The sequence below is a fragment of the Nocardioides caldifontis genome (assembly GCF_008087345.1).
In the GTDB taxonomy this organism is placed as follows: Bacteria; Actinomycetota; Actinomycetes; order Propionibacteriales; family Nocardioidaceae; genus Marmoricola_A; species Marmoricola_A caldifontis.
In genome coordinates, this window is sequence record NZ_VHIB01000001.1 from 900,899 (window position 1) to 924,156 (window position 23,258).

The window sequence follows — 23,258 nt, forward strand, 5'->3', positions numbered from 1 at the left end:
CGGGTCGCGGCCCTGGGTCGGCCCCGGTGCTCGTCCTTCTCGCGGTGTCCGTCATGGCTGCCTCCGGGTGCATCGACAACGCAGTCCTTGGTCACCCTGCGACCGGTCGGGTCGGATGTCAACGACCGGCGTTGCGTACAGCGCATTCAAGTGTGTATGGCGCAACGCCGCCCTCCGTGGTTATCGTCGTCCGAACCCCGGTGCAGGGCGTGCTCCGGAGGGTCACCCGAACCTGGAGGGTCACCATGCGCATCCTGGTAGCGGACCGGCTCCCCGAGCACTTCGTCACGACGATGCACAGCGCGGGCCACCAGTGCGTGTGCCGGCCCGAGCTGACCGGCGAGTCGCTGCCGGACGCGGTCGACGACGCCGAGGTGCTCGTGGTCCGCAGCACCAAGGTCACCGCCGAGACGCTGGCGAGGGCGGAGTCCCTGCGGCTGGTCGTCCGCGCCGGGTCGGGCACCAACACCATCGACTGCGACGAGGCCACCCGCCGCGGCGTGCTCGTCGCCAACGTGCCCGGCCGCAACGCGGTCGCGGTGGCGGAGCTGACGATGGGGCTGCTCCTGGCAGTGGACCGGGCGATCCCCGACAACGTCGGCGAGCTTCGGGCGGGCCACTGGGACAAGAGCCGGTTCAGCAAGGTGGGCCAGGGGCTCCAGGGTCGGCGGCTCGGAATCGTCGGGCTCGGGAACATCGGCCTCGCCGTCGCCGAACGCGCCGCGGCGTTCGGGATGCCGCTGCTCGCGCAGGCGAAGGGCTCCCGCTCCCCGGAGGCACTGCGCCGCATCGAGCGGCTCGGCATCTCGCTCGTGCCCGACCTGGTGACGCTCGCCTCGGGGGTCGACGTCCTGACCCTGCACGTCCCCCTGAACGACGAGACGCGGGGGATGGTGGGCGCGGAGGTGCTCGACGCGCTGCAACCGGGCGTCCTGGTGAACACCTCCCGCGCCGAGGTCGTCGACACCGAAGCCCTGCTCGCCCGGCTGGATGCCGGCACGCTGAGAGCGGGGCTGGACGTCTTCCCCGACGAGCCCGGCTCGGGCACCGCGGAGTGGCGATCACCGTTGGCCACCCATCCGGCCGTCGTCGGCACCCACCACATCGGTGCCTCGACCGAGCAGGCGCAGGAGGCCGTGGTGGCCGGGGTCGTCGAGGTGGTCAACGCCTTCGCCGCGGGCCAGCTGCTCAACGTGGTCAACCCGCCGCCGGTGCGGAGCGGAGCCGCGTCGTGACCCGCCACTGCGCCACGGGATGATGCGCTGATGAGCAGCAGCCCCGGGGAGCTCCCACGGCGTACGGCGTTGGTGGCCCCGGTCTGCGGGCGGGTCGTGACCGAGCCGTGGGCCGCACGCGTGGTCAGCCCGCTGCACGACGCCCTGGGGGACGACGAACGGCGCGCGTTGCTGCGCGACCACCCCGACAGCTACCTGCACGTGACGAGCGACCCGGCCGTGCTGCCCGCGACCCTCGACCACGCGGCGGCCGAGGCCGCCCAGGCCGACGCGTTGGAGAGGCTGCTCCGGCTCGGCGCCTACCGGCACCTCGACGAGCCGGCGTTCTTCGTCTACGAAATGCGCGAAGGGGGATCACAGCACACCGGCGTCGTGGGCGGCGTCGACCTGGCGGGGTTCGCCGACGGCACCGTGCTCGGCCACGAGGGTGTGCAGCCGGCGAGGGTGGAGGCGCTGGTGCGCCACTACGAGCGGGTGCCGTTGCGCTCCGAGCTGGTTGCGCTGTTCCACGACTCCGACGCGGAGCTCGCCGCCCTGGTCGCCCGGGTCAGCCGGGCGGCGCCGCTGCTCGAGTTCACCGACGTCGGCGGGGTCCAGCAGGCGGTGTGGCAGGTCGGTCCTGACGAGTCGGAGGAGCTGGCCCGGCGGCTCGAGGAGCACCGGCTCTACGTCGCCGACGGTCACCACCGGATCGCCGCGGCGCGCCGCCGGTGGGACCGCGACGGCCGGCCGGCGGGGCGGTCGCTGCTCTCCGCGATCTACCCTCAGGACCAGCTCGCGCTGCACTCGTTCCACCGCCGGGTGAGGGGTCCGGTCGACGGGGGACGGCTGCTGGACGGGCTCGCTGCCGCGTTCGACGTACGCCGTGGGGGTGGGGCGTCACCCGAGCCGGGCTCGCTCGGCCTCTACGCCGCAGGGGAGTGGCACCTGCTCACGCCGCGGGAGCGACCCCGCGCCGCCGGGGTCGCGGGGCTCGACGTCACGCTCCTCGACGAGCAGGTCCTCGGCCCGGTCCTCGGGATCCGACGTGACGACCCCCGGCTCGAGCACGTCCCGGCGTTGCGGGAGCTGTCCCCGACGGTGCGGGCCTGCGACGAGGACGGCGGGGTGCTGTTCACGCTCCGGGCGCCCGGCGTCGAGACCCTGGTGTCCGTCGCGGAGCGCGGCGAGGTGATGAGCGCGAAGACGACGTACGTGCGGCCGAAGCCGCGCACCGGGATCTTCCTCCAGTAGGAGCTACGGGCCTTCGGGAGCGGCGAAGCCGAGCTGCTTGTCCACGACGTTGCGGAACGGCTCGCCGGCCAACCACCGCTGGGCGTTGTCCGCGAACTGGCGCGCCAACGTGTGCTCGTCGCCCACCACGTCGCCCGACATGTGCGGCGAGACGACGACCCCGGGGGTGGTCCACAGCGGGTGCTCGGAGGGGAGCGGCTCGGTGCGGAAGACGTCGAGCGTGGCCCCGGCGAGCCGGCCGCCCTCCAGGGCCGCTACGAGTGCGTCCTCGTCCACGCTGAGCCCTCGCCCCGCGCTGACGAGGTGGGCCGTCGGCTTCATCCGGGCGATGACCTCCTCGTCCACGAGGTCGCGCGTCGCCTCGGTCAGCGGCGCGAGGAGCACGACGTGGTCGGCCCAGCCGACGTGGTCGGCGAGCTCCGAGCTCGCCACGACGCGGTCGAAGTCGGGGTCCGCGTCCCGCGCGGTGCGACCGGCGCCACGCACCGCCATCCCGACCGCCCGCAGCAGCCGCGCCGTCTCCCGGCCGATCGATCCCGTGCCGACCACCAGCACGGTGCTGCCGACCACGGTCGTGGTGTCGCGCCGCTCCCAGGTCCGGGCCCGCTGCAGGTCGTAGGTCAGGTGCAGCTGCTTGGCATGCGCCAGGATCGCGGCGAGGACGTACTCCGCCATCGGCCGGTCGAAGGCACCGCGGGCGTTGGTGAGCACGACGTCCGAGTCGCGGAGCGCGTCGAACAGCAGCCCGTCGACTCCGGCGTAGGTGTAGTGGACCCACTGGAGCCGGGTCGCGCGTGACCAGGCCGCTTCGAGGGTCCCGGCCGGTGCGCTCCAGTGGAGCAGGGCCCGTGCATCGGGCAGCGCGACGGGGAGCTCGGCCGGGCCGACGTACCGCAGGTCGACGCGGCTCTCGAGAGGCGCGAGCCGCTCGGCCGGCGGACGCTCGCCGTCGCAGAGGACGACGACGACCGGACGGGTGCTCGCGTCGTCGGGTCGGGGGTGCATGGGCTCACCCTGCCGCACGGCCCGGCGGGCAACTCACCGGGTCGGCTGCTCCCTGACCGAAGGGTCGCCGGCCAGCGGTGTCCCCAGCACCAGGTCGACATCGCGTGCGGTGTCGAGGACGGTGATCGCCCGGGCGCCCATCAGCCCCTCCCGGGCGGCGACGGTGACGACGTAGCGGCCGTTGGAGGGGCGGGGCATCGCGTAGTGGCCGTCGTGGTCGGTGCGCAGCGACCCGACGACCTCGCCCGTGTGGCGGGTCAGCACGACGAGAGCGTCGACGATCGGGACGCCGTCCGCATCGGTGACGGTCCCCTCGAGCGTGAGCCGGTCGCGCAGCCCGATCAGGGGGAGCGGCTCGCTGTTGTCGAGGTGCATGATCCGCGACCGGGGGCGCCAGCCGTCCGCGGTGGTCACGACCAGGTAGTCGCCGGCGTCGGGGATGGCCACGGAGAAGCGCCCCTCGGTGTCCGCCTGCCCCCAGTCGATGGCCCCGCCGTCCGGGGTGAGCACGGTGACGACCGCCCCACGGATCGCCCGCCCCTTCGGGTCGACGACCTGGCCCTTCACCACCTGGGACGTCGCGCCGGTGACCTCCGCCCCGGAACGGTCGGCCCCCACGGCGTACTCCCGCATGCGCAGCATCGGGACGCCGAGCGCCACGGTGACCGCTGACGAGCCGGCCGCCAGCCAGAAGATCGTGGTGAGCCCCTGCAGCGTGGGCCACACCTGCCCACCGACGGTGGTGACGGCCGCCGAGGTGATCGCGGCGGTCGCGGCGCTGGCCGTCGAGGTGCCCAGCGAACGGAGCAGCACGTTGAGCCCGTTGGCCGACGCGGTCTCGGTGATGGGCACCGCGCGCATGATCAGCGTCGGGAGCGCGCTGTACACCAGGGCTGTGCCGATGCCGACCAGCACCGAGCCGACGACCACCTCGCCCAGGCTCCCGCTGTAGTAGACCCGGCCGACGTACGTCGTCGCCATGATCGCCGCGCCGGTGATCAGCGTGGTCTGCGGGCCGAGCCTGCGCGTCAACGACGCCGACACCGGTGCCATGAGCCCGAACGCCGCCGCGTTGGGCACCATCCACAGCCCCGCGTGCAGCACGTCGAGCCCCAGGCCGTACCCGGTCTCCTCGGGCAGCTGGAGGAGCTGCATCGAGACGAGCATGTTGGCGTACATCGCGAACCCGGCGAAGACCGAGGCGACGTTGACGATGAGGACCGCACGGCGGGACGCGACCCGCACGTCGATCAACGGGTTCGGCGTCCGCAGCTCGAGCGGCACCCACGCCGCGAGCATCACCAGCCCGGCGGCCGCGACGCCGAGGGTGAGGGGCGAGGTCCAGCCCCACTGGCCACCCTTGGTGAGCGCGACCAGGATCGCGCTCAGGCTCAGCGAGAGCAGGAGCGCGCCCCGCAGGTCGAACGCACCGCCGGTCCGCACCGGGGACTCCGGGATCAGTGCCCTGGCCCCTGCCATGAGCACGACGCCGACGACACCGGTCAGCCAGAAGCAGGCGTGCCAGTCGAGGTGCTCGCTGATCACCCCGGACAGCGGGAGCGCGGCGCCGGCGCCGATCGCGAGCGTGGCGCTCATCATCGCCACGCCGAGCGGCACCCGGTCGCGAGGCAGCTCGTCGCGCATGATCGCGATGCCGACGGGGACCAGCGCCATCCCCACGCCCTGCAGGGCTCTCGCCGTGATCAGCAGCGGCAGCGCCTCGCTGAGGGCCCCGAGCAACGACCCGGCCACCGAGACCGCCAGGGCGACCATCATCATCCGGCGCTTGCCGTGCATGTCCGCGAGCCGGGAGACGGTGGGGGTGGCGACAGCGCCGCTCAGCAGGGTGGCCGTCACGAGCCAGGACGCGTTGTCCACCGAGGTGTCCAGCAGCTCGGGCAGCTCGGCGAGCAGCGGCAGGAGCAGGGTCTGCTGGAGCGAGACCACCGTCCCGCACAGGGACAGCATCACGACGATCAGGGTCGGGTTGCCGCGGACCGCCGGTCCGGCGGCCCGTTCGGTCGCCGGCGCGTGGTCGGTCGGCACTCTGGTCTCCCTCACCCCAGCTCCAGGTACTCCCGCAACGAGCTCATCGCTTCTTCCAGCAGGTCGGTGAGCGACGCCTCCTCGTCCGCCAGCCACAGCTGGTAGCCGGAGAGTGCCAGCGCCAGGGACACCTGGCTGACGGTCTCCGGGAGCAGGCCGTCGGGGCGCAGCTCCAGCCGCTGCGCGACGTACTCCGCGATGACCTGGCGCCAGTCCGCGTACCGCAGGACGGAGTGCGCCTGCAGCGCCGGCGTGCGGAGGAGCAGCTCCATCCGCTCACGGTGCGGCGGGTCGGCCTCGGGGTCGAACCGGTTGAACTCGACGACGCCGCGGTGGACCGCCTCCCACACCGGCAGGTCGTCCGGCATCCCGGCGAGGATCGAGCGGAACCCGTCCAGCGTCCGGTCGAACTGTCCCCACGGGATGTCGTTCTTGGAGTCGAAGTAGCGGAACAGCGTGCGTCGGCCGACCCCCACGGCCTCCGCGATCGCGTCGAGAGTGGTCCCCTCGAAGCCGCGCTCCGCGAACAGCCGGAACGCAGCGCGCTCGATGTCCGCGTGGCTCGTGACCACCGGTCTGCCGCGGCTGCTCATGACGGCCCGAACACTAGCGACAGGAAGGGTCTTCCCTTGTGACCACGAGTGCCGTTAGGGTGTCGCCACCCACTATTGGCACCGAGTGTCGAAACACGAGGAGGATCCATGAGCGAGCCCCAGGAGCCCCAGGTCGAGGCCGAGCTGTCGGCCACCGACCTCATCGAAGAGGTCTCGATCGACGGCATGTGCGGCGTCTACTGATGCTCGACGAGCCCTGGACCATGTCGCCGTCGGTCGAGCTGCGGCCCGAGCCCTTCGGCGCCCTCGCCTACCACTTCGGGAACCGGAAGCTGACCTTCCTCAAGCGTCCCGAGCTCGTCGTCGTGGTCCAGGGGCTCGCCGACCAGCCCGACGTCCGCTCGGCGCTCGAGCAGGCCGGCGTCCCGGCCCACCAGCACGACGCCTACGTCACCGCGCTCCGCGGCCTCGCGGCCGCCGACATGATCCGTCCCCGCACCCAGGAGGCCGCGGCATGACCGCCACCCTCGACCACCACGCCGCCAACAGCACCGTCAACGGCACCGTCGACCGTCCTCTCGACCTCTCCCTGGTCCAGCAGTTCGAGCTCGGGCTCGACGCGCCCATCTGCCTGACCTGGGAGCTCACCTACGCGTGCAACCTCGAGTGCGCGCACTGCCTCTCGTCCTCGGGGCGCCGCGACCCCCGCGAGCTCACGACCGAGCAGTGCGAAGCCGTCATCGACGAGCTTCAGCGGATGAAGGTCTTCTACGTCAACATCGGCGGCGGCGAGCCGACGATCCGTCCCGACTTCTGGCACCTGCTGCAGTACGCCGTCGACCACCAGGTCGGCGTCAAGTTCTCGACCAACGGCGTGCGGATCACGCCCGAGCGTGCGGCGTTCCTCGCCTCCACCGACTACGTGGACGTGCAGATCTCGCTCGACGGCGCGACGCCGGAGGTCAACGACTACGTCCGCGGCCCGGGCTCCTACGACACCGCGATCAAGGCGCTGGAGAACCTCGCTGCCGCCGGGTTCAAGGACGCCAAGATCTCCGTGGTCGTGACCCGGCAGAACGTCACCCAGCTCGACGAGTTCAAGGCGCTCGCTGACCGCTACGGCGCGACGTTGCGGCTCACCCGGCTGCGCCCCAGCGGTCGCGGCGCGGACGTCTGGGACGAGCTGCACCCGCTGCCCGAGCAGCAGAAGGGGCTCTACGACTGGCTGGTCGCCAACGGCGAGGACGTGCTGACGGGTGACTCGTTCTTCCACCTCTCGGCCTACGGCCCGGCAGACGGAAGTGGAGCGCTGCCGGGGCTGAACCTCTGCGGCGCGGGGCGCGTGGTGTGCCTGATCGATCCCATCGGCGACGTCTACGCCTGTCCTTTCGCCATCCATGACAATTTCTTGGCCGGCAACGTGCTGTCCGACGGTGGCTTCCAGCAGGTCTGGCAGCAGTCCGAGCTGTTCCGTGACCTCCGCTCGCCGCAGACCGGTGGCGCGTGCGCGTCGTGCTCGTTCTTCGACTCCTGCCGCGGTGGGTGCATGGCGGCGAAGTTCTTCACCGGCCTCCCGCTCGACGGCCCGGACCCCGAGTGCGTCCAGGGGTACGGCGAGCAGGCGCTGGCAGGGGACCGGATCCTCCCGGCCCCCAGCCAGGACCACTCGCGCGTCGCCCCGGGCCGCAACCAGCCCGTGATGCTCCAGCTGTCCCGGCGCCCGGACCTGACCGCCGCGCCGGTCTCGGCCTGCGCCGAGAGCCCGCTGGCCGGCTTCACCCCCTGAGACGAGGACGACGATGCCCAAGCCCGAGTGGCTCACCAACCCCTGGAAGCAGAACCCCTGGTTCGAGTCGGTGGCGGTCGCGCAGCAGCGTGCGCGGAAGCGGCTCCCCGAGCCGGTGTACGCCGCTCTCGTCGCCGGCTCCGAGCGCGGCCAGTCGATGAGCGACAACGAGGCGGCTTTCCGCGAGCTCGGCTTCGCGCCGCACGTCGCGGGCCAGCAGGCCAAGCGCGACCAGGCGACCACCGTGCTCGGCCAGCAGATCTCGCTGCCGGTGATCATGTCGCCGACCGGGGTGCAGGCCGTGCACCCCGAGGGCGAGGTCGCGGTCGCGCGCGCCGCCGCCGCACGGGGCACCGTGATCGGGCTGAGCAACTTCGCCAGCCGCTCGGTCGAGGAGGTCGTGGCGGCGAACCCGCAGACCTTCTTCCAGATGTACTGGACCGGTGACCGCGACGTCATGGTGCAGCGGATGGAACGTGCACACGCGGCCGGCGCCCAGGCGTTGATCGCCACCCTCGACTGGTCGTTCTCGATGGGGCGTGACTGGGGCAGCCCCGAGATCCCCGAGAAGGTCGATCTCAAGACCGCCGTACGGATGGCGCCGAAGGTGCTCCGCAAGCCGCGGTGGCTCGCCTCCTTCGCCCGTGACCTGCCCGACCTCACCGCGCCCAACCTGGCGGCGCCCGGCGAGGGCAAGGGGCCGACCTTCTTCGGCGCCTACTACGAGTGGATGACCACGCCGCCGCCCACCTGGGACGACGTGCGGTGGATGCGGGAGCAGTGGGCGCAGCTCTCCGGCAGGCCGTTCATGCTCAAGGGCGTCTGCCGCGTCGACGACGCCCTGCAGGCCGTCGACTGCGGGGTCGACGCGATCTCGGTCTCCAACCACGGCGGCAACAACCTCGACGGCACGCCGGCCCCGATCCGGGTGCTTCCCTCGGTCGTCGACGCCGTCGGCGACCAGGTCGAGGTCCTGCTCGACGGAGGCATCCGGCGGGGCAGCGACGTCGTCAAGGCCCTCGCGCTGGGGGCGCGGGCAGTCATGATCGGCCGCGCCTACCTCTGGGGGCTGGGCGCGAACGGCCAGGCCGGCGTCGAGAACGTCCTCGACATCCTGCGCGGCGGCATCGACTCGGCGCTGCTCGGGCTCGGGCTCTCCTCGGTCCACGAGCTCACGCCGGAACACCTCGTCATCGCGCCGGGGTTCGCCCGCGAGCTCGGGGTCCCGCGCCGCTCATGAGGCTCGCCGACGCGACCTGGCCGGAGGTGACCGGCGCCCCGCTGGTGCTGGTCCCGGTCGGCTCGCTGGAGCAGCACGGGCCGCACCTGCCGCTGGACACCGACGCCACGATCGCCGTGGCCGTGGCCGAGGGAGCCGCCGCCCGGCTGGGCGCACTCGTCGCGCCGCCGGTCGTCTACGGCAGCAGCGGCGAGCACCAGTCGTTCGCCGGCACCTCCTCGATCGGCACGCCGGTCCTGCGCGACCTCGTGGTCGAGCTGGTGCGGTCGATGCGCACCTGGGTCGGGCGGGTCGTCCTCGTCAACGCCCACGGCGGGAACCTCACGGCGATCGTGGGTGCGGTCGCCCAGCTCGTGCACGAGCAGCACGACGTCGCGTGGGTGCCGTGCGCGACCGAGGAGGTGGACCTGCACGCCGGCGTCACCGAGACCTCGCTCATGCTCCACCTGCGGCCGGGCTCGGTGCGGCTCGACCGCGCGGAGGCCGGCGACACGCGTCCGCTCGCCGAGATCCTGCCCGCGCTGGTCGAAGGCGGCATCGCGGCGGTGTCCGCCAACGGCGTGCTCGGCGATCCCGCCGGCGCCACCGCCCAGCGCGGTGCTGAGCTCCTCGAGACGATGGTCGCCGACACCGTCGCCGCGGTGCGCGACGGCCGCGCCGACGAGCGGGGCAGGCTCGTGTACCACGTCCACACCGGCTGACCATGGCGCTCGCGGTGCGGCTCCACGACGACGTCCGGGTCGCACCGGTGGTCGTCCGGGCGGGCCGCGTGCTCCGGCTCTCGCCCGCCGCGCGCTCGCTGCTCGACGGTCGCGAGGTGGAGGCCACCGACCCGGCTCGAGCCGCCTTGGTGGAGCGGCTGCTCGACCTCGACCTCGCCCGGGTCGTGGGAGGTCGTGCCACGCTGCCGCTCGACCTGCTGACCGTCGTCGTACCCGTGCACGACGACGCGCGGCGCGTCGACCGGCTGCTGGCGGCCCTGGCCGGGGTGCGAGTCGTGGTCGTGGACGACGCGTCGCCCGACGGGGCAGCCCTCGACGACGTGGTACGCCGTCACGGTGCCGAGCTGCTCCGTCTGGAGGTGAACCGCGGACCCGCCGCAGCCAGGAACACCGGGCTGCGGTCCGTCACCACGCCGTACGTCGCGTTCGTCGACGCCGACGTGGTCGTCACCCCGGAGACCCTGCAGGAGCTGCTCGGGGAGCTCGCCGACCCGGGCGTGGCTGCGGGCGCACCCCGGGTGCGGACGCGGCACGGGCGGCGCTGGTTCGAGCGGTACGAGGACGCTCGCGGCTCGCTCGACCTGGGGCCGGCGTCGGCGACGGTCCGCACGATGTCGCCGGTGACCTACCTCCCGTCGGCATGCCTGGTCGCCCGCGCCGACGCGCTCGCTGACGGCTTCGACGAGCGGTTGATGGCGGGCGAGGATGTCGACCTCGTCTGGCGGCTCCTCGCGGACGGGCGGCGGGTCCGTTACCGCGCCGACGTCCACGCCTGGCACGACCACCGCACGACGGTGCGCGGCTGGCTGGGCCGCAAGGTCACCTACGGCCGGAGCGCGGCACCGCTCGCCCGGCGCCACGGAGCCACGGTCGCGCCGGCAGTGCTCTCCGTCCCGTCGGCGGCGCTCGCCGTCGCGGCTGCGGCACAGCGCCGGTGGAGCCTGCCGGCCGTGGTCGCGCTCCTCGTCCGGTCGTACGTCGACGTGGGCCGGGCCCTCCCCGACACCACGCCACGGCAGCGCGTCGAGCTGGTCGCCTTCGGGGTCCGAACCACGGCGAGCCAGGTGGCCGCCCTGCTCCTGCGCCACTGGTGGCCGCTGGCGGTCGTGCTCTCCACCCGCTCGGCGCGGATCGGGCGGCTGGTGGCCGTGGCCGCGGTGGCCGACGCCGTCATGGCCCACCGGAAGACCCGCCCGGCGCTCGACCCGGTCCGGTTCGCCGTGGGCCGCCGGCTCGACGACCTCGCCTACGGCGCCGGGGTCTGGTCGGGAGCGGTGCGCGAGAGGTCGCTCCGGTGCCTCCTGCCGACCCGTCCGCCGCGGACGGCGAGGCCGTCGTGAGCCACGACTACGTGGTCGTCGGCGCCGGCGCGGCCGGCTGCGTGCTCGCCGAACGGCTGTCCGCGGACCCTGCGGTGTCGGTGCTCCTCGTCGAGGACGGCGGCCGCGGCCGCAGCCCGCTGCTCACCGTCCCGCGCGCCTTCGCCTACGCGCTCCGCTCCGACCGGCACGTCCACCGCTACCGGACCCGTGCGACCGACGGCGTGCCGGCCGAGTGGTGGACCCGCGGTCGCGGCTTGGGCGGCTCCACCGCGGTCAACGGGCTGATGTACGTGCGGGGCGCCGTGCCGGACTTCGACGCGCTCGTCGACGACGGGAACGAGGGCTGGGGCTGGGACGAGGTGCTGGCGGCCTACCGCCAGATCGAGGACCACGCGCTCGGCGCCTCGGACACCCGCGGCGCCGGCGGGCCCCTGGCGGTGTCCGTGCCCGCCTCCGGCGACCCGGTCAGTGCTGCCGTGGTCGCTTCGGCGGAGGCGCGCGGGCTCCGCGTCGTCGACGACGTGAACGCGAGCGACGACGACCGCATCGGGTTCACCCCGGCGACCATCGCACGCGGCCGCCGGGTCAGCGCCGCGACCGCGTTCCTGCGTCCGGCGCTGCGCCGCCCCAACCTCACCGTCGCCACCGGAGTCCGCGCCGATCGGTTGCTGCTGCAAGGCACGAGGGCCGTCGGCGTCGTGCTGCGCCGAGGCGCCCGCGTCGAGGCCGTCCGGGCCCGCCGCGAGGTCGTCGTGGCCGCCGGCGCCCTCGAGAGCCCGTTGCTGCTCGAGCGCTCGGGCATCGGGCACCCGGACGTGCTGCGCGCGGCAGGCATCGACGTGCGGGTGGCGAGCGAACGCGTGGGGGAGGGACTCGTCGAGCACCGCGGGATCAGCATGCAGGTGCGGTTCCGTGACGGGGCGGGGCTCGACGGGCGGCTCGACACCCGGGCCCGCCGGATCCGCGAGGCGGCGCGTTACTTGCGCACGAGGCAGGGGCCCCTCGCCACCAGCGGTTACGACGTCGTGGCCCAGCTCCGCTCGACGCCCGACCTCGACCGCCCCGACCTCCAGGCCGTGTGGGTCCCGATCGCGGTCGACGAGACGTCCCCGCACCTCGCCCCGGCGCCGTACTCCGGGCTGCTGTTCACTGGCTACGCCCTGCGGCCGACCTCGGCGGGCTCGGTCCACGTGTCCGCCGCCGCCCCGGAAGCCCCGCCGCTCATCGAGCCGCGCTTCCTCGAGCACCCCGCGGAGCAGCGCGCAACCGTGGCCGCGGTGCGCCACGCGCGGGAGGTGGTGGGGACCTTCGACCTCGCCGACCTCGTCGAGCGTGAGGTCTTCCCCACGGCATCGGTCTCGACCGACGACGAGGTCGTCGCGCACGCCCGCGCCCACGGCGGCGGGATCTACCACGCCGTCGGCTCCTGCGCGATGGGCTCCGTCGCGGACGCCGACCTCCGGGTCCGGGGCGTCGACCGGCTCCGCGTGGTCGACGCCTCCGTGCTACCGAGGCAGGTCTCGGGTAACACCGCGGCCCCGGTTATGGCGCTGGCCTGGCTGGCGGCGAGCCGCATCGCTGCGCAATAAACTGTTGACAGTTGACACGGGCGCGATCAAGAATGAAGCCTCCTCGCACCGCCATGCAGCTTCGCGCGCGAGGGCGGGAACGGTCCCGACCGAGGACCGCAGCCACGTCAACAGGAGGTGCCCCATGGGGGATGGGCCGAGCTCAGCACTGTCGCGCGACGGGACGTTCTCGCAGCGCACCGAAGGAGTGCTGCGCGAGCTGATCCTGGACGGGACGATCCCGCCGGGCGAACGGCTCAACGAGGTGGCGCTCGCGTCGGCCCTCGGGATCAGCCGCGGCCCGCTGCGCGAGGCGATCCAGCGGCTCGCCGGCGAGGGGCTGTTGACGATCATCAGCCACCGGGGGGCCTTCGTCCGCACCTTCGAGGAGCGGGAGATCGCCGAGCTCTACGACCTGCGCACGGCCTACGAGATGTACGCCGCCCGGCTGGTGTGCGAGCGTGCGAGCGACGAGGATCTCGAGCAGCTCGGCGAGTTCGTGGCCGCGACCGGCGACGAGATGTCCGGCGGGCGCTACCCCTCGGGGCGCGACTTCCACCGCCGCCTGCTGTCGCTCGCGGACAGCGCCGCGCTGGAGCGGGCCGCCGCCGAGACCCAGGCCCAGATCTCCCTCGCCCGGTCGATCTCGGCCAGCCGGCCCGTCCGCGCCAAGGAGGCGCTGGACGAGCACGCGGACATCGTGGCCGCACTCCAGTCCCGCTCTGCCGACGACGCTGCGCGCGCCGTCCGTGAGCACCTCGACCTCGCACGCCGGAGCGCGATGAACGCGCTGGGATTCACCGGCGAACGCTGAAAGGACACATGACCAGCATGGCCAGCACTCTCGGGCTCCGGGCCCTGATCGAACGTTCCTCCGGGCCCCTCATCCTCCCGGGGGCACCGAACGCGCTGACCGCGCGCGTCGTCGAGCAGTCCGGGTTCGAGGCGCTCTACGTCTCGGGCGCCGGCGTCACCAACAGCTACCTCGGCGTGCCCGACCTCGGGCTCCTGTCGGTCACCGAGCTCGTCAGCCACGTCGCCGCGATGGCCGAGGCGGTCTCCATCCCGCTCGTCGTCGACGCCGACACCGGGTTCGGCAACGCGCTCAACGTCCAGCGCACCGTCCGCCAGCTGGAGCGCGCGGGCGCCGCGGCCATCCAGATCGAGGACCAGGTCAGCCCGAAGAAGTGCGGTCACTTCGCGGGCAAGGACGTCGTCTCCCGCGAGGAGATGGTCGGCAAGATCAAGGCTGCGGTCGACGCCAGGCTCGACCCCGAGATGCTGGTCATCGCCCGCACCGACGCGCTGGCGACCGAAGGGCTGGAGGCGGCCTGCGAGCGTGCGGCGGCGTACTCCGAGGCGGGCGCCGACATCCTCTTCGTCGAGGCTCCCCGGACCCTGGAGCAGATGGCGTACGTCGTGCGCACCGTGCCCGGCATCCACATGGCCAACATGGTCGAAGGGGGGTTGACCCCCCTCACGACCCGCCAGGAGCTCGGCGAGCTCGGGTTCTCCATCGCCCTCTACGCCAACGCGGCGATGCGCGGTGCCGTGGCCGGTGCCCGCCGGGTCATGGAGCACCTGCTCACCCACGGGGACACCAAGGAGGCGGCCGACCTCATGATCACCTGGGCCGACCGTCAGGAGCTCGTGCGCAAGCCGGAGTTCGACGAGCTCGACCGGCGCTACGCCGCCGACCTCGTGGGGCAGGAGGCGTCGGCGTGACCACCACCATCCACGACACGCGGCTCAGCGGCGGCCGGGTCTACCTGCACGGCAGCGGCGTCTCGGACGTCGACCTCCTGATCACCGACGGCAGGATCGCGGGCATCGTCTCTCGCGACTCCGACGCGCAGGCGCGCGAGGTCGTGTCCCTCGGCGGCAAGCTCGTGCTGCCCGGCGCGATCGACCCGCACGTGCACCTCGGCAAGGACATCCGCGTGCCGCGCGACCCCGACGACGCCCGGCTGGAGACGGCCTCCGCGGTCAACGGCGGGATCACCACGATGCTCGTCTACCTGATGAGCGGCGACCCCTACGAGACGGTCGTCCCCGGTGCCCAGGCGGTCATGGAGCAGGACTCCTACACCGACTTCGGCTTCCACATCTGCGTCGGCACCGACGACCACGTGCACGACATCCCGGCCTACATGCGCGAGTTCGGGATCTCCAGCTTCAAGTTCTTCATGAATTTCAAGGGCGAGGAGGGCGCGTACCTAGGGCTTCCCGGCAACGACGACGGCTACATGTACGACGTGCTCGGGACGGCTGCCGACAGCGGCGCGATGATCAACCCGCACCCCGAGAACATCGAGCTGGTGTGGAAGCTCAAGAACCGCCCGATCGACGAGTCGCGCGGCCCGTTGAGCGCCTGGAACCAGTCCCGGCCGTCGTTCGTGGAGGCGGAGGCGGTCCAGCGCGTGGCCTACATGGCCGAGATCACCGGTGCGTCGGTCTACGCCGTGCACACCAGCAGCCGCCTTGCCCTGGAGGCGATGGAGCGGCAGCGCCGCTCGTACGAGAACCTCTTCGTCGAGACCTGCACGCAGTACCTCACGCTGACGACCGACGCCGGATGCGGCACCTACGGCAAGGTCAACCCGCCGATCCGCGAGCGGGACGACCTCGAGACGCTGTGGACCGCCCTCGCGGAGGGCAAGGTCGACACGGTCGGCTCGGACCACAACGCACGGCACCGCTCCGCCAAGGAGAAGGACGTCTGGTCCGCCTCCGCCGGCTTCCCGGGGACCGGGGGAGTGCTGCCGCTGACCCTGAGCGAGGGGCTGCGTCGCGGGGTGCCGCTGGACCGGCTCGTCGACGCGACGTCGACGCGCTCGGCCCAGCTGTTCGGCATGTACCCGCAGAAGGGCACCATCCGCGTCGGGTCCGACGCGGACCTCGCGGTGGTCGACCTCGACGGCAGCTACACGATCAACGCCGCGACGCAGTACTCCGGGGCGGAGTACACCCCGTGGGAGGGCACCGAGGTGCCGCTCCGCGTCATCCACACGATCGTCAGGGGCCGGTTCGCGATGCGGGACGGGGTCCTTGCCGACACCACGACAGGCCGCTATCTGCGGCGTGAGCACAGCGGCGCCACTGCACTCGCCGCGGTCCGGAACGAAGGAGCAGCATGACCGAGATCATCGACGACCTGACCCGAGAGCGGTACGACGCCGCCGGCTTCGGGCGGCCGGTCGGGCTCGGCAAGCGACCCGGCCTGCTCATCATCGACGTGCAGTACCGCACGACCGGCACCGAGCCGCGGCCGTTCGACGAGGCGATCCAGGAGTTCACGACCAGCTGTGGCGACGTGGCCTGGGACGCGGTCGGCAACATCGAGCGGCTGCTCAAGCTCTTCCGGGGGAAGGGCTGGCCGGTCCTCTATCCGTACGTCGCCCCGAAGAAGGCGTTCGACGCCGGTGCGTTGGGCGCCAAGGTTCCCGGGATCATGGACATCCCGGACAAGGGCTACGAGTTCCACCCCGCGATCGCGCCTCTCGAGGGCGAGATCCTGCTGCCCAAGCGCCACCCGAGCGCGTTCTTCGGCACACCGCTGCTGAGCTACCTGGTCCAGGCCGGCGTCGACTCCCTCGTCGTCACCGGCTGCTCGACCTCGGGCTGCGTCCGGGGGAGCGCGGTCGACGCCTTCTCCTACAACTACAAGGTGGCCGTGCCGAACGACGCGGTGTACGACCGCAGTCCGCTGGTCCACGAGGTCAACCTCTTCGACATGGGGCAGAAGTACGCCGACGTGCTGACGACCTCCGAGCTCGTCGACGCGCTCGAGGGCGTCCCGGCCCCATGACCACCACGGGAGCGCCCGGCTACATCGTCGCCGAGGTGACGGTCCACGACGGCGAGACGTACGACGAGTACCTGGAACGCAGCGCACCCGTCCTCGCGAAGTACGGTGCACGGCTGCTGGTGAACGCATTCACCGAACCGGGTGAGGTGCTGGTCAAGGAGGGCGGCCGCACCTTCGAGCGCCTCGTGGTCGTCGAGTTCGACAGCCTCGCCCGGGTCACGGAGTTCTACCACTCCGAGGACTACCAGGCCGTCGTCGGTCTCCGGCACGCGGCGGCCACCTCGCACGTCTACCACGCGACCGGGACGCCGCCCACCGCCTGAGCTCCGTCCTCCCTGCACCCCCCACCCGCCGGCCGGGGCGGTCGCTGCCGCGCGCACGCGAACGCCCGCTCTCGTGCGTTCTCAGGCGTCGGACGACCTCTGCCCGGCGTTCAGGCCTGGAGGGCTGCTTTTCGACAGTCAACTGCCGAAAGATAACTGTTGACAGTCTGTAGTCGACGACCTTAGCGTCTGCGGGACAGCCGGGGGAGAAGCCGAAGGTTCAGAGAGGTGGGTCCGATGTACGCCTGTCCGTGGTCCGACCTCCCCGAGACCGAGGGGCTGCCGAACAACTTCCGGCGCGCCGCGGCCGGACGGGAGATGAGCGTCAACCGGATCCGCTGGGTGCACCCGACCGAGCTGCCGCCCCACGTCCACGACGACGCGGAGCAGGCGATCGTCATGCTGGCCGGCCGGATCGCGTTCACGATCGACGGCGCCGACCTGGAGCTGAGCGAGGGCGACATCGCGTTCGTGCCCCGCGGGGCGGTCCACGGCGGCCGCAGCATCGAGGGCGAGGCGGAGTTCGTCGAGGTCTTCAGCCCGATGCGGGTCGACCTCCTCCCCGGGTTCCTCGGCGGCCCATCGATGCCGAAGCAGGGAGACCAGCAGTGACCCTCAAGCAGATCACCAGCCGCGTCCACGTCGAGACCGCGCACTTGGGGAGCAACAACTCGATCGTCGTGGGCGACGACGGCCTGATCCTGGTCGACAGCCCGCACCGCCCGACCGACGCCATCCGCTGGAACGAGACGGTCTCGGCGTTCGGGGAGACCCGGTTCGTGGTGAACACCGACCACCACCCGGACCACACGATCGGCAACTTCTGGCAGGGCGGCGAGGTCGTCGCGCACCAGGGCACCCGTCGGCGGCTGCTCGAGGAGCCGCCGACCCACGAGTACCTCGCCGACCTGTTCGCTCGGATCGACCCGGACGCGGTGGCGATGCTCGACACCTACCGGGTCCGCGTGCCGAACGTCGTCTTCAGCGAGCGGCTCGACCTCCACGTCGGCGGTGCGAGCCTCGAGCTCACCTTCCGCCCGGGCCACACGGCCAACAGCCTCCTCGCCTGGTTCCCCGGTGACGCCGTGATCTTCACCGGCGACATCGTGTGCGAGGCCGGGCTCCCCTCCTTCCAGGACTCGCGGCTCGTCGACTGGTTCGACGCCATCGACGCCGTCGCGGAGTACGACTTCGAGTACCTCGTGCCAGGTCACGGCGAGGTCGCTGACCGGGCGGTGGTCGACCACTACCGCCAGCTCGGTCGAGAGGTCGTCGCGGAGGTGGCAGCTGCGATCGCGGCCGGCCACTCCCGCGACCAGGCGTGCGACGAGATCCGCTTCGAGGACAACATCCACGTCGACACGGACGACTACGTCGGCTACCCCGACTCGCTCGTCGAGATGTTCCAGCGTCGGTCCATCACCCGGATCTACGACGACCTGATCGACAACCCAGAGCTCGCGAACCGCTAGCCACTCCGGGCCAACGCGACTCCCTCCACGTTCAAAGGAAGCCGATGAAGAAGCTCCGTATCGCTGCCGCGGCCACGTCCGCGCTGCTGTTCCTCAGTGCCTGCGGCGGCTCGTCCGAGGCCGGTGGCGGCGAGGCCGACACCGCCAAGGCCGAGGCCGCCAAGGAGGCGGTGGACGCCGCGAAGGCGGTCCCCGGCACCGACGACCTCGGTGAGCCGATCGACGTGTCGAAGCTCGAGGGCGAGACCATCTACTCGATCCCGATCGACAGCAAGGCCGAGTTCTACTCGGTCGGCGAGAACGCCATGAAGGCCGTCGCCGAGAAGGCCGGTGTCGAGTACAAGACGTTCCCGTCCGACGGGACGCAGACCTCGTTCCAGCAGGGCATCCAGCAGGCGATCAACGCGGACGCCGGGGCGATCCTGCTGAACGGTCCGCTGGCGGAGACGCTCGGGCCCCAGATCGACGCCGCCAAGAAGGCCGGCATCCCGGTCATCCCGCTGCACCTGAGCGACAGCGAGGGCGAGGGCACGCCGGGCCTCGAGTACGAGGCGTTCGCGCCCTTCAACCAGGCCGCCCGGCTCTTCACGCAGTACGCGATCGCGGACCTGGAGGGCGAGCCGGTGCACGCGCTCGTCATCGAGGTCTCCGAGACCGGCCCGTCCGAGGGCATGGTCCAGACGATCCAGGAGACGCTCGAGGAGGAGGGTCCGGAGGGCTCCACGACGACGGTCATCAACGCACCCGTCGCGCAGTGGTCCACCCAGGTCCAGGGGCTCGTCCAGTCAGCACTTCTGAAGGACCCGAAGATCAACGCGGTCCTCCCGATCTACGACAGCATCGCGCTGTACGCCGCTCCCGGGATCGCCCAGGCCGCCGGCGGACGCGACGTCAAGATCTACACGTTCAACGGCACGCCGGCGATCCTCAAGATGATCAAGGACGGCAGCGTCGCGGTGAACGTCGCCGAGAACCCGGACTGGGTCGCCTACGTCAACATGGACGTCGCCTTCCGGGCGATGCTCGGCGTGGACCCGATCCCGGGTGAGACCGGCCCGCTGCGGCTCATCGACGCCTCGAACGTCGACGAGACCGGCAACCCGCCGGAGAGCGGCAAGGGGTTCGGCGACGAGTACCCGGACGCCTACCTCGAGCTGTGGGGCCTGGCGTAAGTCATGTCCGACATGCAGACGGCGACGAGCAGGGGGGCGGTCACCCCCGCCTCCCTGCTCCGGGTCACCGGCCTCCACAAGGCGTTCAACGGGGTGCCGGCCCTCCGCGGCGTCGATCTCGACGTGCGGGCGGGTGAGGTCCACGGCTTGCTCGGCGCCAACGGCAGCGGCAAGTCCACCTTGATCAAGGTGCTGGCCGGCTTCCACGACGCCGACGCCGGCTCGGTGAGCATCCACGGCCGCGAGCGGCGCAGCCCCTTCGGGCCGCGCGGCCTGCGGGACGAGGGCATGGGGTTCGTCCACCAGGACCTCGGCCTCGCTCCTGCCGGCACGGTGCTCGAGCACATGGCCCTCGACTCGGCGGGTGACGCGCGTGGGCTCCGACGGGTCGACTGGAGGAGCGAGCGCCGACGCGTGCGCGACCTCCTCGACCGGTTCGACGTGCGGGTCGACGTCGACGCCACCATCGACATGCTCACCCCGGTGCAGCGGGCGATGGTCGCCGTGGTCCGCGCTGTCGGTGGACAGGAGCGCACCAGCGACTCCTCGCGTCACGGGCAGATCCTCGTCCTGGACGAGCCCACCGTCTTCCTGCCGCGTCACGAGGTCGGCCTGCTGTTCGCCCTGCTGGACCGGCTGCGCGCCAACGGCGACGCGGTGCTCCTGGTCAGCCACGACCTCGACGAGATCCTGCAGGTCACCGACCGTGTCACGGTCTTCCGCAACGGCGTCACCGCCGGCACCCGGAAGACCGCCGGCTCCACCCGTGACGACCTCGTGCAGCTGATCCTCGGCGCCCGCGACGAGCACGTCGCCAAGGGGGCGGCCGTCGTCCGCGACGACCGTCCGCCGCTGCTGTCGGCGCGCGGCCTGACGGGCAACCGGGTGGCGGGGCTCGACCTGGACCTCCACGCCGGCGAGGTGGTCGGCGTGACCGGGCTGGCGGGCTCCGGTTTCGAGGAGCTCCCCGAGCTCCTGTACGGCGCGCGTCCCGCGCGTGCCGGCGAGGTCGTCCAGGACGGGACCGTCGTCTCGCGGCTCTCGCCGGCCGAGTCGATGCGCCGCGGCGTCATCCTGATCCCGGCCGACCGCAAGGGGCAGGGCGGTGTGCTCGACCTCAGCGTCATGGAGAACATGTCGCTCCCGTTCCTGACCCGGCGCGCCAAGGGGTTCCGGATCGACTGGAAGGGCATCGAGCAGCAGGCGCAGGACGCCTGCGACCGGCTCAATGTCGTGCCGCCACGGCCGGCCGCACAGTTCGGCCACCTGAGCGGGGGCAACCAGCAGAAGGCGCTCCTCGGCAAGTGGATGGACACCCAGCCGAAGGTCATGCTGCTGAGCGAGCCCACGCAGGGCGTCGACATCGGTGCCCGCCGCGAGATCTTCAAGCTCATCCGCGCCGCGGTGGCCGACGGCATGTCGGTCCTGTGCGCCACGTCCGACTACGAGCAGCTCGTCGAGATGGCCGACCGGGTCATCGTGCTCGACGAGGGGCGGATCCAGTCCGAGCTCCACGGGGACGCCATCACCAAGGACGCGCTCGCGTCCGCCGTTTACGCAGAGGAAGCCTCGTGACCACCACACCCACGACCTCGACCCCGCAGGGCAGCAACGACGCGCGGCGCGACGTCGCCAAGCGGCCCGCCGAACCGGAGCGCTTCGCGCTCCTCGGCGTGTGGGTCCTGCTGTTCCTGGTCTTCAGCCTGATCGTCCCGGACACCTTCCCGACCACGGCGAACGTGTCGAACATGCTCGGCTCGCAGGCGACACTCCTGGTGCTGGCGCTGGGGCTCATCGTGCCGCTGCGGGCCGGCGACTACGACCTGTCGGTGGCCTCCACCCTGAACCTCGCCGCGGTCGTCGTCGCGGTGCTGAACGTCAACAAGGGCTGGAACATCTGGGCCGCAGTCCTCGCGGCGATCATCGCCGGCATGCTCGTCGGCGTCGTCAACGGGTTCATCATCACCCGCTTCGACATCGACCCGTTCATCGTGACGCTGGGCATCGGCACCGTGGTCCAGGGGCTCATCTACCAGATCTCCAACTCGGTGACGATCACCGGCGTCGACCGCTCGCTGTCCGACGTGATGCTGACCCAGCCCTTCCTCTCGATCCCGCTGGACTTCTACTACGCACTGGCCCTGTGCGTGGTCGTCTGGTACGTCTTCGACCACACCGCGTTCGGCCAGCGGCTGCTGTTCGCCGGGCAGAGCCGTGACGTGGCCAGGCTCAACGGTGTCAACGTCGCGGGGCTGCGCTGGACGGCGATGATCATCTCGGGTGGCATCGCGGGGCTGGCGGGCGTCGTCTACACCGGCACCACCGCGAGCGCGGACCCGGTCTCCGGCGCCGCGTTCCTGTTGCCGGCCTTCGCCGCCTGCTTCCTCGGCTCGACGGTGCTCAAGATCGGCCGCTTCAACCCGTGGGGCACCCTGATCGCGGTCTACTTCCTCGTCACCGGGATCACCGGCCTGCAGCTCATGGGCGCCCAGCAGTACGTCCAGCAGCTCTTCTACGGCGGAGCGCTCGTGATCGCCGTCGTCATGTCCAAGCTCGTCAAGAGCCGCGGCGAGCGCCGTCGGCGGGCCGAGGTCCGTCCGGCTGTCACGGCCTGACCCCTGCTCCTCACACACCGAAAGGCAACACCATGAAGACTCGTGCAGCAGTCATCCACGCGATCGGCGAGGAGTGGAAGGTCCAGGAGCTCGACCTCAACGAGCCGGGCGAGAACGAGGTCCGCATCAAGGTCATGGCCAGCGGGCTCTGCCACTCCGACGACCACTTCGTCACCGGGGACCTGGCGGTCGACCTGCCGATGGTCGGCGGCCACGAGGGCGCCGGGATCGTCGAGGCCGTGGGCTCGAAGGTGACCCGCGTCAAGGTCGGCGACCACGTGAGCACCCTGTTCATCCCCGCCTGCGGCCAGTGCGTCTACTGCGCCCGCGGCATGCAGTACATCTGCAACAACGGTGCCGGCATGGAGACCGGCATGGGGATGGACGGCAACCCCCACTTCCACGACGCCGACGGCAACAAGGTCGGTGGCGTCACGCGTCTGGGCACCTTCTCCAACTACCTGGTGTGCCACGAGATGCAGACCGTCAAGCTGCCGGACGACATCCCGTTCGAGCTGGCCTGCCTGGTCTCCTGCGGTGTCGCGACCGGGTACGGCGCTGCGGTCAACGGTGGCGTGAAGCCGGGTGACGTCGTCCTGGTCCTCGGGTTCGGGGGCGTCGGGGCCAACGCGGTGCAGGGTGCGCGTCACGCGGGCGCCGACCACGTCATCGTGATCGAGCCCGTGGAGGAGAAGCACAAGTGGGCGCTCGACTTCGGCGCGACCGAGGCCTACACCTCGATCCCGGAGGCGCAGCAGCGCATCGACCACCTCACCAACGGCCAGGGCGTCGACGTCGCCCTGATCACCGTGGGCCGGGTCGACGGCGACATCATCGGTGACGCGTTCGCCGCGGTCGGCAAGGCCGGCACCTGCGTCCTCGTGTCCGTCGGCCAGGCGGAGCGGGGGATCGCGATCAGCCCGCAGGACTTCACCAACTTCGCCAAGCACTTCCAGGGCGTCATGTACGGCAACTGCAACCCCACCGCCGACATCCCCAAGCTCTTGCAGATGTACAAGGACGGTTCGCTCAAGCTCGACGAGCTGGTGACGCGCCGCTACAAGCTCGACGAGATCAACGAGGCCGTGGCGGACATGCACGCGGGGCGCAACATCCGCGGCGTCGTCGTCCACGAGCACTGAGCCGCACGAGCACCG

General features: G+C 71.8%; 23 protein-coding genes. 20 read left to right on the plus strand and 3 right to left on the minus strand.

All coding sequences use genetic code 11. The features are described from left to right. Positions 1-245: 245 nt before the first annotated feature. Together FIP57_RS12430 and FIP57_RS12435 are read left to right on the plus strand one after the other, a co-directional pair. On the plus strand, positions 246-1,235 hold the full coding sequence (locus FIP57_RS12430) for an NAD(P)-dependent oxidoreductase (protein WP_148573781.1): 990 nt from the start codon (positions 246-248) through the stop codon (positions 1,233-1,235). 30 nt (positions 1,236-1,265) lie between these two features. Next, entirely contained in the window at positions 1,266-2,468 is a 1,203-nt protein-coding gene (locus FIP57_RS12435) for a DUF1015 family protein (RefSeq protein WP_148573782.1), read from the plus strand. A 3-nt stretch (positions 2,469-2,471) separates the two neighbouring features. On the opposite strand, the gene FIP57_RS12440 is transcribed toward FIP57_RS12435, so the two are convergent. From FIP57_RS12440 to mftR, 3 genes are read right to left on the minus strand one after another with little or no spacing between them, the layout of a single operon-like run. Further along, entirely contained in the window at positions 2,472-3,473 is a 1,002-nt protein-coding gene (locus FIP57_RS12440; RefSeq protein WP_148573783.1) for a D-2-hydroxyacid dehydrogenase, read from the minus strand. 33 nt (positions 3,474-3,506) lie between these two features. Then, positions 3,507-5,519, minus strand: coding sequence for an MFS transporter (locus FIP57_RS12445; RefSeq protein WP_148573784.1), 2,013 nt, complete (start codon positions 5,517-5,519; stop codon positions 3,507-3,509). 11 nt (positions 5,520-5,530) lie between these two features. Continuing rightward, positions 5,531-6,112: a mycofactocin system transcriptional regulator gene (gene mftR, locus FIP57_RS12450; RefSeq protein WP_148573785.1), complete on the minus strand. Its 582-nt coding sequence runs from the start codon at positions 6,110-6,112 to the stop codon at positions 5,531-5,533. Positions 6,113-6,220: 108 nt separating this feature from the next. Between mftR and mftA the strand changes: the two genes are divergently transcribed. The 18 genes from mftA to FIP57_RS12535 all read left to right on the plus strand — a co-directional run bounded on the left by mftA (position 6,221) and on the right by FIP57_RS12535 (position 23,243). Next, positions 6,221-6,316 carry a mycofactocin precursor MftA gene (gene mftA, locus FIP57_RS12455; RefSeq protein WP_148573786.1) on the plus strand — a complete coding sequence of 32 codons (96 nt, stop codon included), beginning with the start codon at positions 6,221-6,223 and terminating at the stop codon, positions 6,314-6,316. Beyond that, positions 6,316-6,591 (plus strand): mycofactocin biosynthesis chaperone MftB, encoded by a 276-nt coding sequence (gene mftB, locus FIP57_RS12460; RefSeq protein WP_148573787.1) that lies wholly within the window; start codon positions 6,316-6,318, stop codon positions 6,589-6,591. The genes mftA and mftB overlap by 1 nt, the downstream gene beginning before the upstream one ends. Next, positions 6,588-7,859, plus strand: a complete 1,272-nt coding sequence (gene mftC / locus FIP57_RS12465) for a mycofactocin radical SAM maturase (RefSeq protein ID WP_148573788.1) — start codon at positions 6,588-6,590, stop codon at positions 7,857-7,859. Before mftB ends, mftC begins: the two co-directional genes overlap by 4 nt. A 13-nt stretch (positions 7,860-7,872) precedes the next feature. After that, positions 7,873-9,099 (plus strand): pre-mycofactocin synthase MftD, encoded by a 1,227-nt coding sequence (gene mftD / locus FIP57_RS12470; RefSeq protein WP_148573789.1) that lies wholly within the window; start codon positions 7,873-7,875, stop codon positions 9,097-9,099. Continuing rightward, positions 9,096-9,800, plus strand: coding sequence for a mycofactocin biosynthesis peptidyl-dipeptidase MftE (mftE, locus tag FIP57_RS12475; RefSeq protein WP_148573790.1), 705 nt, complete (start codon positions 9,096-9,098; stop codon positions 9,798-9,800). The genes mftD and mftE overlap by 4 nt, the downstream gene beginning before the upstream one ends. A 2-nt stretch (positions 9,801-9,802) precedes the next feature. Continuing rightward, the gene (mftF, locus tag FIP57_RS12480) at positions 9,803-11,161 is read left to right on the plus strand and encodes a mycofactocin biosynthesis glycosyltransferase MftF (RefSeq protein WP_148573791.1); all 1,359 of its coding nucleotides are present in this window, start codon (positions 9,803-9,805) and stop codon (positions 11,159-11,161) included. Further along, positions 11,116-12,732 carry a GMC family oxidoreductase gene (locus FIP57_RS12485; protein ID WP_148573792.1) on the plus strand — a complete coding sequence of 539 codons (1,617 nt, stop codon included), beginning with the start codon at positions 11,116-11,118 and terminating at the stop codon, positions 12,730-12,732. Before mftF ends, FIP57_RS12485 begins: the two co-directional genes overlap by 46 nt. Positions 12,733-12,856: 124 nt before the next feature. Then, positions 12,857-13,525, plus strand: a complete 669-nt coding sequence (locus FIP57_RS12490; RefSeq protein WP_148573793.1) for a GntR family transcriptional regulator — start codon at positions 12,857-12,859, stop codon at positions 13,523-13,525. An 8-nt stretch (positions 13,526-13,533) separates the two neighbouring features. Further along, positions 13,534-14,436 carry an isocitrate lyase/PEP mutase family protein gene (locus tag FIP57_RS12495; RefSeq protein WP_148573794.1) on the plus strand — a complete coding sequence of 301 codons (903 nt, stop codon included), beginning with the start codon at positions 13,534-13,536 and terminating at the stop codon, positions 14,434-14,436. Beyond that, positions 14,433-15,848, plus strand: coding sequence for a dihydroorotase (locus FIP57_RS12500; RefSeq protein WP_162529789.1), 1,416 nt, complete (start codon positions 14,433-14,435; stop codon positions 15,846-15,848). Before FIP57_RS12495 ends, FIP57_RS12500 begins: the two co-directional genes overlap by 4 nt. Beyond that, positions 15,845-16,519 carry an isochorismatase family protein gene (locus FIP57_RS12505; RefSeq protein WP_148573796.1) on the plus strand — a complete coding sequence of 225 codons (675 nt, stop codon included), beginning with the start codon at positions 15,845-15,847 and terminating at the stop codon, positions 16,517-16,519. Before FIP57_RS12500 ends, FIP57_RS12505 begins: the two co-directional genes overlap by 4 nt. Next, complete coding sequence (locus FIP57_RS12510; RefSeq protein WP_148573797.1) at positions 16,516-16,842, plus strand: DUF1330 domain-containing protein; 327 nt, start codon at positions 16,516-16,518, stop codon at positions 16,840-16,842. Before FIP57_RS12505 ends, FIP57_RS12510 begins: the two co-directional genes overlap by 4 nt. A 237-nt stretch (positions 16,843-17,079) precedes the next feature. Then, positions 17,080-17,454, plus strand: coding sequence for a cupin domain-containing protein (locus FIP57_RS23230; protein ID WP_162529790.1), 375 nt, complete (start codon positions 17,080-17,082; stop codon positions 17,452-17,454). Then, a complete protein-coding gene (locus tag FIP57_RS12515; protein ID WP_162529791.1) occupies positions 17,451-18,314 on the plus strand; it encodes an MBL fold metallo-hydrolase in 864 nt (287 codons plus the stop codon). Before FIP57_RS23230 ends, FIP57_RS12515 begins: the two co-directional genes overlap by 4 nt. Positions 18,315-18,358: 44 nt before the next feature. After that, positions 18,359-19,486, plus strand: a complete 1,128-nt coding sequence (locus tag FIP57_RS12520; protein WP_148573799.1) for a sugar ABC transporter substrate-binding protein — start codon at positions 18,359-18,361, stop codon at positions 19,484-19,486. A gap of 3 nt (positions 19,487-19,489) precedes the next feature. Next, positions 19,490-21,061 (plus strand): sugar ABC transporter ATP-binding protein, encoded by a 1,572-nt coding sequence (locus FIP57_RS12525; protein WP_148573800.1) that lies wholly within the window; start codon positions 19,490-19,492, stop codon positions 21,059-21,061. Next, positions 21,058-22,101, plus strand: coding sequence for an ABC transporter permease (locus FIP57_RS12530; RefSeq protein WP_148573801.1), 1,044 nt, complete (start codon positions 21,058-21,060; stop codon positions 22,099-22,101). Before FIP57_RS12525 ends, FIP57_RS12530 begins: the two co-directional genes overlap by 4 nt. Positions 22,102-22,133: 32 nt before the next feature. Further along, entirely contained in the window at positions 22,134-23,243 is a 1,110-nt protein-coding gene (locus tag FIP57_RS12535; RefSeq protein ID WP_148573802.1) for a Zn-dependent alcohol dehydrogenase, read from the plus strand. Positions 23,244-23,258: the final 15 nt, after the last annotated feature.